The following is a 13,482-nucleotide window of genomic DNA, read 5'->3' on the forward strand; positions in this document are numbered from 1 at the left end:
AGCCCTAAGCGTCGATAGTGGTGTGATCCAGTTTGCTGGCCCCTCGAATAATAAAATCCTTTCGAGGTGCGACCTCAGACCCCATCAGGAGGGTAAAAGCACGCTCTGCTGCCTCGGCATCCTCCACACGCACCCGGCGCAACATCCGGTGGCGGGGATCCATAGTGGTCTCGGCTAGCTGGTCAGCGTCCATCTCACCCAGGCCCTTATAGCGTTGGATAGGTTCCTTATAGCCCTTACCTTCAGCTTCAAGCCTATCCAGTAGCTCGTGCAGTTCTTTCTCAGAGTAGGTGTAGACCATCTCATTAGCCCTACCCCGGTTGACCACCTCAACCCGGTGCAGGGGCGGCACGGCTGCGTAGACGTGACCAGCTTCTACCAGCGGGCGCATGTAGCGGTAGAAGAGGGTCAGTAGCAGGGTGCGGATGTGGGCGCCGTCTACGTCCGCGTCCGTCATCATAATGATCTTGTTATAGCGCTTGCTCTCTAAGTCAAAAGTGCGGCCAGAGCCCGCACCGATAACCTGAATGATGGCGGCGCACTCGGCGTTAGCCAGCATGTCGGTCAGAGAGGCCTTCTGTACGTTCAGAATCTTGCCGCGAATGGGCAGAAGGGCCTGGTATGTAGATGAACGGGCCAGGCGGGCGGTGCCCAAGGCCGAATCGCCCTCCACGATAAAGAGTTCAGACTTCTCAACATCTGTAGAGCGGCAGTCCACCAGCTTGGTGGGCATAGACGAGGTTTCTAGGGCGTTCTTGCGCCGCTGGGTCTCCTTGTGCACGCGGGCTGAGATGCGGGACTTCATCTCGGCCACAACCTTCTCAGAAACTGCTACCGCCTGGGTCTTCTCCCCCCGGGCCGTGGATTTCAGCTTGGCCGCAAGCTGCTTGGCAACCACCTTAGAGACAATCTGACGCACCGCCGGCGTACCCAGAATCTCCTTGGTTTGGCCCTCGAACTGGGGCTCAGCCAGGCGCACGGTCAACACGGCGGTCAGACCCGCCAGCACGTCGTCCTTTTCAATCTTGTCAGTACCGGCCTTAAACTTACGCGCATTATCGGCAATGTGCTTGCGGAAGGTCTTGAGCAGGCCCTGCTCAAAGCCGGTCTGATGGGTGCCGCCCTTGGGGGTGGAAATGATATTGACGAAGGTACGCAGCTTGGTTTCATAGCCGGTACCCCAGCGCAGGGCAACATCCACCTCGCACTCGCGCTCAACTTCTGTGAGCTGGGAGTGGCCCTCGGCATCAAGCACGGGGACGGTCTCGGTGAAGGTGTCGGTGCCCGTGAAGCGCCAGATGTCGGTCACGGCCTGGTCGTGGGCCAGGTAGTCGACGAACTCAGAGATACCACCGTCGTGCTGGAAGACCTCCTCAACGGTCTCGTGTTCACCGGGGGTTCCTTCTAGGCGGCGCTCATCGCGAACGGCAATGCGCAGGCCGGGAATGAGGAAGGCCGTTTGACGGGCGCGGGTTGCCAGGTCCGTGTAGCTGAACCGGGCGTCCGGCGTGAAAATCATGGGGTCAGCCCAGTAGCGCACGCGGGTGCCGGTCACCCCGCGTTTGGCCTTACCTACCACCTGGAGGGCCTCATGTGAGGCGGTGAAAGGGGCATCGGGGCGCGGGGTTCGTCCGTCTTTAAAGATGCCGGGAATACCGTGGCGAAAGCTCATCTGGTAGGTCTTGCCGCCTCTGTCGACCTGCACGTCTAGGCGGGAAGACAGGGCGTTAACAACCGAGGCACCCACACCGTGAAGACCGCCCGAAGCGTTGTAGGAGCCACCGCCGAACTTACCTCCGGCGTGCAGCTTGGTGTAGACCACCTCAACGCCGGAGAGGCCGGTGCGGGGTTCGATGTCGGTGGGCACGCCGCGGCCGTCGTCTTGCACCTCAACTGAGCCGTCCTTGTAGAGAATGACCTGGATGGACTGGCCGAACCCTGCCAGGGCTTCGTCAACCGAGTTGTCGATGATTTCCCAGAGGCAGTGCATGAGGCCGCGCGAATCGGTGGAGCCAATGTACATGCCCGGGCGTTTACGCACGGCTTCGAGCCCTTCAAGCACTGAAAGGTTGCGGGCAGTGTAGTTATTGGCGGCCACGGGAGCTCTCCTGGGAGTCGGGTGAGGTTGCCTCACTAGTTTAGTACAGGTGTTCGGTTGGTGGGGGCACCTGGCTAGGACGCGGCCCGGCGGTGTTACGTGTGGGTTTAGCGCTCTGGGCGAAAGGGGGCATACCGAAGCCTGCGGGGTGATTGTATGGAGTGTAAGAAGATTTTTGTATGGAAGGGAGCTCATGCCATGAGTGCAACTCTTGAAGCCCGCGAACTAACCACCGCCGACCGCTGTGATGCTTGCGGCGCCCAGGCCTATGTGCGTGTGGTAATGGAGTCAGGTTTGGACCTGCTTTTCTGCGGCCACCACGCTCGTGCTAAGGAGGAGGCCCTGCGGGCTGTAGCTGTCGAGTGGGACGACCAGACCGACCGCCTCAGCTAGCGCCTGCTCCACCCTACCCCCTCCCGCCGGGTAGGTACCATCTACATCAGAAAAACCCACGAACTAGGTGGGTTTTTCTGATTTAAATGGTCTTTTCTGAGTTTTCTGGTCTTTTCCGGGAAACCGCTATACCCCGTAGCGGCTGAAGACCGCCACCGCTTCTACATGGTGGGTGTTGGGGTACATATCAAAAGCTTCAACCGTATCGAGTCGCCAGCCTGCTGCCCGCAGGTAGCCGGTATCGCGCCCCAAGGCGGCCGGGTCGCAGGCCACATATACAATCCGCTGGGGGGCCAGGGCAGAAACCTGCTCCATCACGGCACGGCCAGCGCCCTCACGAGAGGGGTCGCAGATGACGACGTCCGGGGCGGCAAAGCGCCCCGCAGAGACTTCTGCAGAAATCTTTTCAAGCACCTGCCCCACGTCCCCGCGTTCCACGCGCACGCGCGTCCTCTCAGACCTGTGGGTGCGGGAGGGCCCCTCGTCACCAAAGTTTTCGGAGGCATTGCGGCTGGTCACCGGGGACCCCTCAACTGACAGCACCGTGCCCCTATCCCCCACGGCGTCCGCCGCGAGCGCGGTGAAGAAGCCCGCGCCTGCGTAGAGGTCATAGGCCGTCATGCCCTTTTTCAAGCGGGCAGCCTCAAGCACAGCGTTACCCAGCACCTCGGGGGCGGCTCGGTGAATCTGCCAGAAGCTGGTAGCGCCCACGTTCCAAAAGAAGTCCTGGGCATAGACGGTGGCTGTCTCTAACAGGTTGGGGTTAGCGGCCCCGGCGATGATGTCAGCGGGTTTGGTGCCGCGGCGGCGTCCGCCCTTTTTCTCGGGGGTAAAGACCAGGGTAATCATGCGCTCTTCCAGAGAACCCCACAAGGTTCGGGCCTGGGCCTCAATGTCCGCGGCGACCTCGGCAGGTGTGGTGCGGGCAGATACGGTAAAGACCAGAGCCACCATATCGGTGGCAGAGACCGCCACATCAACCCGGGTAATACCGGCTAGCTTGAGCCGGTGCAGCTCTAAAGTCTCAATGCGCTTATCTGCCAGGGGGAAACCCGCAACGGGTACAGGCACCGAGCTAGAGTGCGGGAACATGGCGATCTGCTGGCTCTCGCGCTCCACCGCAAAATGCACTCGGGTGCGCCAGTGCAGCCCCTGCTCGTCGCCGGGCAGGGAATGGACCGGCAGGTTAACCAGTAGCGGGTGGTCAGCGGGCACCCCGCCCAGGCGTACCAGCTGTTCGGCCACAATCTGCTGCTTATAGGCTCGCTGGGTGGTAGGAGCCAGGTGGCCGTATTCCATACCGCCCACAGGTTGAGCGGACGCCAGTGCGTCCGCAGGTGCCCAGGGGTGGGGGCGGCGCTGCGGTGAGGGGGCATCCACTGAGACGACATCCGCAAAGAAGAAGCGGCCTTTGGGTCCGCGTCCGGTAATGCGGGCGGTGGCCCGCTCCCCCACGAGGCCGTGGCGGACGAAGATGACCCGCTCCCCCGCCCGGGCGACCATGGCACCACCGTGGGCGGGGCGTTCGGGGGTGACTTCTAGGAGGTCACCGATAGCGGGCTCGGATGAAGTGGGGGTAGTGGTCATGTGATTCTCGCTTGGTGTAGGGCTTGGTGGGCGTTAGCGGTCAATTTGCCAGGGCACGGAGGCAACGACCACACCGGGTTCGTGGCGCAGTCGTGCTTTGAGCTTGTGCACGGTGCGGCGGTGGAAGATGCCCTGCCACCAGCGTGAGACCACATATTCGGGCAGGTAGACCACCAGCACATCACGGGGGGATTTTTGGCGCATTTGCTGCACATAGTCCAGCACGCTGGCGGACGGGTTGCGGTAGGGCGAGTCGAGCACGGTCAGGTCGACGGGCAGTTCGAGGGCTTCCCAGGTGTCGATGTTTTCACGGGTGCGGGCTTCATCCACATTGACCACCAGAGCTTCGATAGAGGAAGGGCGGGAGGCTCGCGCGTAGGCCAGGGCACGGAGCACGGGTTTGCGCACCCGCTCGACATAGATGAGGGCGTGGACGCGGGAGGGCAGGGCCCGGTCCGCAGCCAGCTGGTCGGGCTCGGCAGAGAGAGCCAGCTGCCGGTCGATAGCACTGTAGTGTTTGTTGGTTTTTATCATAAGCCAAGTCAGAAGAAATATGAGCAGCACGGTGAACCAGGCACCGTGGGTGAATTTGGTAAGGATAACAACAACGAGCACGGTGACGGAGGCCCCGGTGCCGATGGCGCTGATGCCAATATCGCGCCAGAGGGTGCGGCGTTTTTTAGTGTCGAGGGTGATGCGCTGGGCTCGCCAGCGGTTGCGGAGCACCGCATACTGGGTAAGGGTCATGGCGGTAAAGACGCCCACGATATACATCTGTACCAGGGCGTGTACGTTGGGCCCGACGATAGCAACTAGCAGCATGGAGCTAACGCCCAGGGCCAGCACACCGTTGGCGTAGAGGGAGGCTGAGCTTCGGGCCGACAGGTGTACGGGCAGGTACTGTTTGGCGGCAATGGTGGTAGCCAGCATGGGGAAGCCGGTGAAGGCCGTCATGGCCGCGACAATCAGCACTCCGATGGTGGCAGCACCCAGCAGCACACTGGCTAAGGGCAGGCCAAAGATAGCATCAGTAATTTGTAGGAGCACGGGTACCTGGTGGAAGTCCTCCCCCACCGGCTGACCGTTGACGAGTAGCCCCTGGGCCGGGTCAAGGACGCTGACCACCCCGGTTTGCCGGGCAAGATAAAGCACCCCCAGCAGGGAGAGCGCAGAGAGACCGCCAATCACCATCAGACTGGTGGCCGCATTGCGCTGACGCGGCGGGGCGAAAGCCTTGACCGCGTTACTGACGGTATTAACACCTGTCAGGGCCACAGAGCCAGAAGCAAAAGCCCTCACCAGGAGCAGGCCAACGCCTAACTGGGTGGTCAGCACCTCGGTTGCTCCATCCGGCACCAGCACCGTGTAGTCAGCCGATACCGCCCGCCCCAGCTGCCCGGTGGCGTCCGCAATCAGCCCGCACACCACGGTAGCGGCCAGCAGCACCAAAAAAACGTAGGAGGGCAGGTGAGAGACCCGCAGCATCACTTTCAGACCGCGCAGGCAGATAAAGGTCACCAGGCCAATGAGTGAACAGGCAATGAGTCTCTGATGCCCCAGCAGCACCGGGGTAATCGACTCCAGGTACTGGGCAGCAGACGACAAAGACACCGACACGGTGAGCATAAAGTCCACCATCAAGGCGGCACCCAGCACGATAGCGGCGGTAATCCCCAGGTTCTGGTGTACCAGAGCGAAGTCACCGCGCTCGCCCACATGATGAATGTTATAGCGGTAGGCACCCACCACAATCAGCAGAATTAGGGCGATGCCCAGCCCCACCAGGGGCGAGTAGGCCAGGGCCCCGTGGCCGGCAAGAAGCAGGGTCAGCAGAATTTCATCGGGAGCGTAGGCCACCGACGAGAACCCGTCGGCCCCAAAGAGGGGCAGGGCACGGCGCTTGGGCAGGTTGCCCTTCTTGGCATGCCTGCTGGTGACGGGGGCACCAAAAATCAGGCGGGTGACCGCGCTCCTAATACTTCTCACAGGCTCTAACCGTAGTCGCTGATGCACAGAAAACACAGCTACACACACCACATTTTGGCTGTGGGTCAGGACGCCCCCGCGCAGCTGTGGCGCGCAGGTTGGGTGGTTGGGCTACCGGGCGTAGACTAGAGACAGCCCTGCCCTGCGGGGTTGATGTTTGTTGTCGCTGTGGTTTCGTGAGGTGCTAAGTGCCCCATTTTGTGATTATGGGTGCCGGTCGTGTGGGCGTCATGCTGGCCCATACGCTTGAGGACGCAGGTCATTCTGTTGCGGTCATTGATCAAGATGACCGCTCCTTTCGGCGGTTGCGTAAGGAATTTGCCGGTAAGAAAGTGACCGGTATGGGTTTTGACCGTGAGACGCTCAAACGGGCCGGTATTGAACATGCTTACGCTTTCGCTGCGGTCTCATCGGGTGACAACTCCAATATCATCGCTTCTCGTGTGGCCCGTGAGACCTTCGGGGTTCAGCATGTTGTGGCCCGTATCTATGACCCCAACCGGGCCGAGTTCTACCAGCGGCTGGGTATTCCCACGGTCGCGGCCGTCCGCTGGTCCACCGACCAGGTGCTACGCCGTATTTTGCCGGAGCAGGCTATGGCCGGTGACTTTCGCGAGGCCTCTGGCCGCCTGATGCTCGGTGAGTTGCAGCTACACGAGGCGTGGGCTGGCCATGCCCTGACCGAGATTGAGCAGGCAGCGGGTGTTCGCGTAGCCTACCTGACCCGTTTTGGGGAGGGTATGTTGCCCACCAAGGACACCTCCTACCAGCAGGGCGATACAGTACATGCCATGATGCGAACCGAAGATATCAACGAAATCGCTCGGGTGCTCGGCACCGCCCCGGCACGAGAAACCGAGGGAGATTTAGAGTGGAAGTAATCGTTATCGGCGCAGGTTCTGTGGGCTCTTCCAGCGCGCGCGAGCTACTCTCTCACGGCCACACTGTCACCATTATCGATATCAAGCCTGAAGCTATCTCCCGCAGCGATATTCAGCATGCTCACTGGGTGATTGGTGATGCCTGTGAGCTTGCCGTTTTGCGGCAGGCTAAGCCTGAGAACGCGGACGTCATCGTGGCAGCTTCTGGCGACGATAAGACCAACCTGGTTGTCTCTTTGCTAGCGCGTAGTGAATTCGGGGTTCCTAGAACGGTTGCCCGAGTCAATAACCCCAAAAATGAGTGGCTTTTTGACGATGCCTGGGGCGTTGATGTGGCTGTCTCTACCCCTCGGCTGATGACCTCCCTGGTTGAGGAGGCCGTTGAGGTCGGTGACGTGGTGCGGCTGCTGACTCTCAAGGCCGGTAGCGCCACTTTGGTGGAGTACACGGTACCAGCAGATCACCCCGTGATTGGTCATACGGTCAACCAGGTGCAGTGGCCCTTTGAGACCACTTTGACCGCGATTTTGCGCGACGGTGTGCCAATTACCCCCGGCGGTGACGATGTGATTGAGGGCGGCGACGAGCTCTTCTTCGTCACCACACCTGCAGGTGAGGACGACATCCGCGCGCTCTTTAGCTAGGGCGCACCTCCTGAACATAGTTCTTGACGCCCCGGCTCGTGCTTGCTACCGCAACAGCAGTTTCGTTGCGAGCCCGGGGCGCATTGGCTTCTTGTGAAGGGGCGCAGAGTCACCCGCTAGAGGGCGGGAACAATCTCATAGCGAGGGTTATACATCACTGGTTGTTGTTCTCGGGTGCTCAGCATCCCCGAAACCCGCAGGTAGCCTCCTGCCTCAATTCCGGGAACCTGCCGTTGACCCTGCCAGATGAGGGTCAGGTAGCTTCCGGCCGCTAAGGGCGGAAAGTCGGGGTAGAGCACCCGGTGAGTGGGCCGGTTGACGCTAAACCGGGTAGTAAATCCTGTCTCAGCGTCCAGTACCGAAATCTCACCGGTAGACGTGTCTTCCGTAGTGCTCACATCAGCGGTATCGTCCAGGTCCTCACCGGTCTCAGCGATGGGCATACCGGTCATGGGGTGGGTTTTAGCTGGCGGTAGCGGCTTAGACCGCTCAACCAGTAGGCTCACCTCGAACCGGGGATTGGAGCCCCGGTGTGACATCTTCACCCGCTGCACGCGACCGGCCAGGCGGGCCCTAAACCGCTCGGGGTAGGTCTCAAGCCGGGTCACGTGCACTGACGTATCAGCAGCATCGGGCATGAGATTCCCTAGCCGATTTCGGTGATTTCGGGCCCGCGGCGGGGCACTTCGAGAGAGGGACGCTGTTGCTCGGCTTCGGTGGGCGTTGCAGAGGCCTGAGCTGCAGCATCTTGAATATTCTGAGGAACTCGCATTGGGAGCAAGTCACGCGGGGGCATGGGCTCAGAACCGCGGTTAACCACAATATTACGGAAGACCTCTTCCATGGCGGTGGCGGCCTCACCGGGGAGCACAGCCTTACCAGAGAAAACACCGCGCACGAACCAACGGGGGCCGTCCACACCCACAAAACGGGCGACGCGGAATCCCTGACGGCCATTGGGCAACTGGGTGGGCACACGTGAAATTAGCTGGCGGCCAAAGGGGCCATCGTTAATATCAACCTGGCCGCCCTGGCGGCGTACAGATGCGGAAAGCTCCCTGCGAATCTCGTCCCAGATACCCTGGCTCTTAGGGGCCGCGAATCCCTGCACCTGCAGTGTCCCCTCGCCCAGCTGCAAGGTAACCGCAATGACCTGCTGGGTTTTCTGGTCGGCTTCAAGGCGCAAACTCAAACCGGGCTGACTCTTGACCAGCAACCCACCCAGGTCAATGTACTGTGAGCCGGTCCGTTGTTCCGTCACGTCCCAGGGTCCGTTGTCACGGGTGAACTCAAGGAATGTCTGCACGTTCTCAGCCGGGGTTTCTCGAGCTTGTCTACGGGACTTGACGTTCTCTAACGTCTCGTCGGTCAGCTCAGGTGCCTCCTTGGGCTCCTGTTCTGTACGCTCGGCAGACTCAGTTTGCCTACGGGCGTCCTTCTTTTTACTCAAACCAAATTTCACAGTCTCTCCTTGGATTGGGGGCTAATCAACAACGCTACAATAGAGCCTACCGAACACCGGTAGAACCAAAGCCAGCCGCACCGCGATCGGTCTCAGCAAGCTCCTCAACCACACGAAAACGCGCTGTCTCGAACCGCTGAATCACCAGTTGGGCAATGCGGTCACCGCGTTCAATATCGAAAGGTTTCTCACTGTCGGTGTTGAGCAGACAGACCATCAGCTCTCCGCGATAACCCGAATCAACGGTGCCCGGCGCGTTCACGAGCGTAATTCCGTGCTTGACTGCAAGCCCTGACCGAGGGTGGACCAGCCCCACATAGCCCTGTGGCAAGGCAATTGCAACGCCTGTAGGCACCAGGGCACGCTCACCGGGGGCCAAAGTCAGGTTCACCCGGGAGCGCAAGTCTGCACCGGCATCACCCGCCTGCGCATAGCAGGGGGGCTCTATTCCTTCATCCAACAACTTGATGTCAATGTCTAGCTGATTCATCACTCTCATTACTGTACCCGCTTCATACTTCCACTCGCCTTCAACCGGGGCAGGCCGCGCGTTGAGTGCACTCAGTAGGCCTACTCGAAGGCATCATCATTGGTTCCCTGTGTTCGGTGAAAGCCCGTACACTAGATGGAGGCTGAGCTGTACGATTCACGCTGAAGCCGTTTCTGTAACCGACCTCACCTGCATGAAGGAAGTTATGTCAACTGCCTCTTCAACGCCCCTCTACCAAGAACGTCTTGCACCCGGCATCGGGCTGTGGATTGCGTGTGTAGGGGCAGGTCTTGCAACCTTTTTGGTGGGCGCGCCCATCAGCATTAGTGCGGGTGTTATCGCCGGTATTCTCATGTTTTTACTCCTAGTCGGGCTACTTTATGGCACCTCGCCCACCCTCGAAATTACCGATACTACTGTACGTTTCGGTCGAGCTCGTATTGAACGTGAGTACGTGGGTCGTGCCCATGCTTTCCGGGGTGAAAATGCCCGTATTGCTGCGGGTCCTGCCCTCGACGGCCGTGCCTATATGTGCTTTCGCGGCTGGATCCCCGCTGTCGTCCGCGTTCAGATTATCGACCCAGCTGACCCCACACCGTACTGGATAGCTTCATCACGCCATCCCGAAAAAATTGTGGAGATTCTCAACGTTAGCCTCCCTGATGAAGAAGACGAGTAGGTAGAAAAAGCCACTGTGCAGTGAGGTCTCACGAATAGGGGCTGGGCCGGATGATAGACCCGGCCCAGCCCCAAACATATAAACCTGGTGTTCTAGCTCTCGCACTCAATGCAGAATTTCAGATCTCCTTCTTCACGGGCAATCTGTGAACGGTGACGCACCAGGAAGCAGGAAGCGCAGGTGAATTCGTCATCTTGGGCCGGTAGTACAACTACATTCAGTTCTTCGTTGGAGAGGTCAGCACCGGGGAGCTCAAAACTTTCGGCTGCTGCGTTCTCGTCCTCGTCTACCGCACCTGACTGCATTTCAGATGGCCGTGAGCGGAGTTCTTCAAAGGACTGGTCCTTGCTCTCTTCATCCTGCTTGCGAGGTGCATCGTAATCGGTTGCCATGGTTTTCTCCATTAGGTCTGAGACGGGTTGAGGTGCTCTCAGCACGGAGAGCAACTGCACCTCTGGGCCGGTCGTTCAGGTCCCGCCCAGCCCGGGTTTGCTCCGGTGGGGTCCCGCTCGATGTGATGAGGTGACGGGTAGAATTGTTCACGATTGCTTACAAGAATGCAAGTAGGGATGACATCTTCAGCCTCTGGCCAAGTCACAAACAGATAGGCGCAGAGTTAATTAAGAACAAACATTATCTAAACATAAACTTGAAGGTTAATTTTTTCCTTTGAAAATCGGGGTTTTCCTAAACTTCAAGCGAAGCTGTGCCCACTTTCGGCTTCAAGCAAAGATTGAGACGGTAGGCTTTCAGATAAGAGCAAAGAGTGAAAGCTTTAGAACTCACAGACTTCTGAAGCCCAAACCCCAAGAAATGGAGACCAAGCAGTGCATGAACTGCGCCTAGCTGGAATTCACGACGACGGTGAGAACCTCATACTTGAGGCTGCTGACGGCACCACCTACCTCCTTCCTATTGATCAGAATCTTCGCCAGAGCATCGCTCGCGCCCGCCGCATTCACCCCCTGCGTGGCGGCTCGTCTGGAACATTTGGCCCCCGCGATATTCAGGCTCGCTTCCGACAGGGGGCCACGGTTGAAGAAATTGCCGCTGAGTCAGGGTGGGAGCCCGAGCGCGTGCGCCGCTACGAGTGGCCCATTGTGGCTGAGCGCGCCAATATTATCCATACGGCTCGCACCGTCGTCATTGCCCCAGCCCCCGGCCAATCTGGCTCTGCACAAAGCCTCAACGAGCACATTGAAGCCGTATCCCACCGCTACGGCTTCGACCAGTCTCCAATGAACTGGACAACCTGGCAACAAGAGTCAGGTCAGTGGACAATTTCGCTGGAAGTCAAACTGGACGAGGACGTTACCCGTGGGCTACCTCGTACCGTCATGTTTCCTGCCCGTTGGAACTTCAACCCCGCGAACCAGAGCATTTACGCGTCCAACGAGGCAGCCTACTTCCTCATGGGCCGTGACCATTCCCAGGACTCCCCCATCCCCGATTCACCGATTCCTGGTTCACCCCCCGCAGCGGGCACTGAGGTAGCAGCCTCAGGCTCCTCTGCTCCCCCTGCTGAAAGTATTGAGTCCCGGCATGTGGGCGTGCAGGTTGGCGAGCCCAGTATTACCCGTGTTCGTATCCCCGCGCACAAGGAACAGAACGAACTCCTCGATGAGCTCACTGCCCGCCGCGGTGTGCCTTCCTTTGACCCCGCCAGTGAGCGTAAGCTAGCTGATTTGCTAGAGCGTGCTCGGCGCAGCTCCCGCACTGTGCCCCTGGTTTCAGCAGCACGCCCCGGCGAACATGAACCGGCCGATGCAGGCTCTGTTGAGAAGCCCCTACCTGAAACCGCTCAGGTTAAGGATTCTCCCCAGCTGGCCCGGGTTGACGACGCACCCCGGCATGCAGACCCATCACTTCACGCTGATGCAGAGGAAGCTACAACGGCCCCTGACTCCCAGCCGCACACCACAACAGGCAATCACGAAAACACCGCTGAAGCCGAACCTGAAGCGACAGACAGGGTGCATACGCAACCAGTACAGAGTCAGCAGATAACCGACAACGAACCGATTAGCCAGGGCGAACACCTATCGTCTAGTGACCATCAGCGCCCAGCCGAAGCCGCTGAGCAGGCCCAAGTCGCTGAGCAGGCCGAAGTCATTGAGGAAGCTGAGGAGACAGCTAAGCCACAGACCGCCCGCCCAGCGCGCGCCAAGCGAACAAGCGTACCCAGTTGGGATGACATCATTTTCGGTAGCCAACGGCGTTAAGGTTTAGCTGAGCAACCGATGTCTTTAGGTATCGGGCCTGGGGCTCGGCGTCCCTATGCTCTCGCCTGTACTCCCTGCCTCGCAATACTGAGAACGGGCAGGGAGGTTTCTTCTTCGGTAGGTCAAACAGTAAAAGGAGTTATAGCTGGGTACGCTTGGGGGTGGCAAACTGATATGATTACTCACCGTTTAGTATCACTTTGCAGCAGGCTCAGCTACCATAGGTAGACATCGAATCAGCCCAGCATCACACTTGACGAGGACGCCGTGGACGCACCCACCCCCCAAGGTTCAGATTCCAAGAAGACCTACCTTGATGACCCTACCGAGGCCTTCTCTCCCCTTCGCGAGCCAGTAGGCGGTTCAGCGGGATCTGACCCTGACCCCGATGCCACCGAAATCCTGGCACCTACCGCTGTAGCGAGCGCTTCAGAAGGTGACAAGATAGCCTCTCAAAGCACTGAACACCATCAGGGAGATGGTATCGGTTCTAAGGTTTTCTTTATCGGATCTGCACTTCTTGCTGGAGGCGTGATTGTTGCTGCCGCGACCTTCCTTCTGCCCCTGAATGATTCAGCCGAACAGCCTGTCAACGGTAGCTCTAGCCCCACCGAAGTTGCAACGGCCCCGGCAGAAGCCTCCCCAGAGAGCGATACGTCCACGCCCACCCCCAGTTTCAACACGAAATCACCGACCGTGACCGAGCGTAGCGAAGAAACCGAGGGCGCTGTGATACCACCAGGAACGGTGCAGTATGCTCCCACTGAGCAGAGCTTCCAGACCCAGACGACCTATGAAGAAGCACCGGCACCTACCGAAACTGGTGCGGTGATTGAGAGCCCGCTAACGGTAGAAGAGACGGCGCCCGCTCCCATCGACCCGGTACCGTCAGAAAGCATCGCTCCTACTGACAGCTCCCCTACTCAGGAGCCTGACAGCCCCGCTGAGACCGTTGTTCCATCCGCCGACGCTGTCGGCGACGATGCGGCTGCACCTGCTACCGATCCCACAAACGAAGCTCCCCCAGCTCCCTGATATGC

Annotated in this window: 13 protein-coding genes; 6 read left to right on the top strand and 7 right to left on the bottom strand. The window is 59.5% G+C overall.

From position 1 onward, the window contains the following. Positions 1-4: 4 nt before the first annotated feature. Positions 5-2,098, bottom strand: a complete 2,094-nt coding sequence (locus tag L6966_RS00750) for a DNA gyrase/topoisomerase IV subunit B (RefSeq protein ID WP_237232690.1) — start codon at positions 2,096-2,098, stop codon at positions 5-7. A gap of 198 nt (positions 2,099-2,296) precedes the next feature. Between L6966_RS00750 and L6966_RS00755 the strand changes: the two genes are divergently transcribed. Then, positions 2,297-2,491 carry a DUF7455 domain-containing protein gene (locus tag L6966_RS00755; RefSeq protein WP_237232691.1) on the top strand — a complete coding sequence of 65 codons (195 nt, stop codon included), beginning with the start codon at positions 2,297-2,299 and terminating at the stop codon, positions 2,489-2,491. 126 nt (positions 2,492-2,617) lie between these two features. Here the strand turns inward: L6966_RS00755 and L6966_RS00760 are convergent, their stop codons facing one another. Both L6966_RS00760 and L6966_RS00765 read right to left on the bottom strand, forming a co-directional pair. Beyond that, positions 2,618-4,078: a class I SAM-dependent RNA methyltransferase gene (locus L6966_RS00760; RefSeq protein ID WP_237232692.1), complete on the bottom strand. Its 1,461-nt coding sequence runs from the start codon at positions 4,076-4,078 to the stop codon at positions 2,618-2,620. 33 nt (positions 4,079-4,111) lie between these two features. Further along, complete coding sequence (locus tag L6966_RS00765; RefSeq protein ID WP_237232693.1) at positions 4,112-6,064, bottom strand: APC family permease; 1,953 nt, start codon at positions 6,062-6,064, stop codon at positions 4,112-4,114. A 188-nt stretch (positions 6,065-6,252) separates the two neighbouring features. On the opposite strand from L6966_RS00765, the gene L6966_RS00770 reads away from it, so the two are divergent. Both L6966_RS00770 and L6966_RS00775 read left to right on the top strand, forming a co-directional pair. Further along, positions 6,253-6,945, top strand: coding sequence for a potassium channel family protein (locus L6966_RS00770; RefSeq protein WP_083091681.1), 693 nt, complete (start codon positions 6,253-6,255; stop codon positions 6,943-6,945). Beyond that, the gene (locus L6966_RS00775) at positions 6,936-7,589 is read left to right on the top strand and encodes a potassium channel family protein (protein WP_083091682.1); all 654 of its coding nucleotides are present in this window, start codon (positions 6,936-6,938) and stop codon (positions 7,587-7,589) included. Before L6966_RS00770 ends, L6966_RS00775 begins: the two co-directional genes overlap by 10 nt. A gap of 116 nt (positions 7,590-7,705) precedes the next feature. Here L6966_RS00775 and L6966_RS00780 read toward each other — a convergent pair whose 3' ends face one another. From L6966_RS00780 to dut, 3 genes are read right to left on the bottom strand one after another with little or no spacing between them, the layout of a single operon-like run. Beyond that, entirely contained in the window at positions 7,706-8,227 is a 522-nt protein-coding gene (locus tag L6966_RS00780) for a hypothetical protein (protein ID WP_083091683.1), read from the bottom strand. Positions 8,228-8,235: 8 nt separating this feature from the next. After that, positions 8,236-9,051 carry a DUF3710 domain-containing protein gene (locus tag L6966_RS00785; protein WP_083091685.1) on the bottom strand — a complete coding sequence of 272 codons (816 nt, stop codon included), beginning with the start codon at positions 9,049-9,051 and terminating at the stop codon, positions 8,236-8,238. A gap of 46 nt (positions 9,052-9,097) precedes the next feature. Further along, positions 9,098-9,541 (bottom strand): dUTP diphosphatase, encoded by a 444-nt coding sequence (gene dut / locus L6966_RS00790; protein ID WP_372237684.1) that lies wholly within the window; start codon positions 9,539-9,541, stop codon positions 9,098-9,100. A gap of 205 nt (positions 9,542-9,746) precedes the next feature. Between dut and L6966_RS00795 the strand changes: the two genes are divergently transcribed. Further along, positions 9,747-10,220 (top strand): DUF3093 domain-containing protein, encoded by a 474-nt coding sequence (locus L6966_RS00795; RefSeq protein ID WP_237232694.1) that lies wholly within the window; start codon positions 9,747-9,749, stop codon positions 10,218-10,220. Positions 10,221-10,312: 92 nt separating this feature from the next. Here the strand turns inward: L6966_RS00795 and L6966_RS00800 are convergent, their stop codons facing one another. Further along, positions 10,313-10,612 (bottom strand): DUF4193 domain-containing protein, encoded by a 300-nt coding sequence (locus tag L6966_RS00800; protein ID WP_083091691.1) that lies wholly within the window; start codon positions 10,610-10,612, stop codon positions 10,313-10,315. Positions 10,613-11,047: 435 nt separating this feature from the next. Between L6966_RS00800 and sepH the strand changes: the two genes are divergently transcribed. Both sepH and L6966_RS00810 read left to right on the top strand, forming a co-directional pair. Further along, positions 11,048-12,442, top strand: coding sequence for a septation protein SepH (gene sepH / locus L6966_RS00805; RefSeq protein WP_237232695.1), 1,395 nt, complete (start codon positions 11,048-11,050; stop codon positions 12,440-12,442). 267 nt (positions 12,443-12,709) lie between these two features. Continuing rightward, positions 12,710-13,477, top strand: a complete 768-nt coding sequence (locus tag L6966_RS00810) for a hypothetical protein (protein ID WP_237232696.1) — start codon at positions 12,710-12,712, stop codon at positions 13,475-13,477. Positions 13,478-13,482: the final 5 nt, after the last annotated feature.

This window comes from Rothia nasisuis (assembly GCF_928381405.1).
Taxonomy (GTDB): Bacteria; Actinomycetota; Actinomycetes; order Actinomycetales; family Micrococcaceae; genus Rothia; species Rothia nasisuis.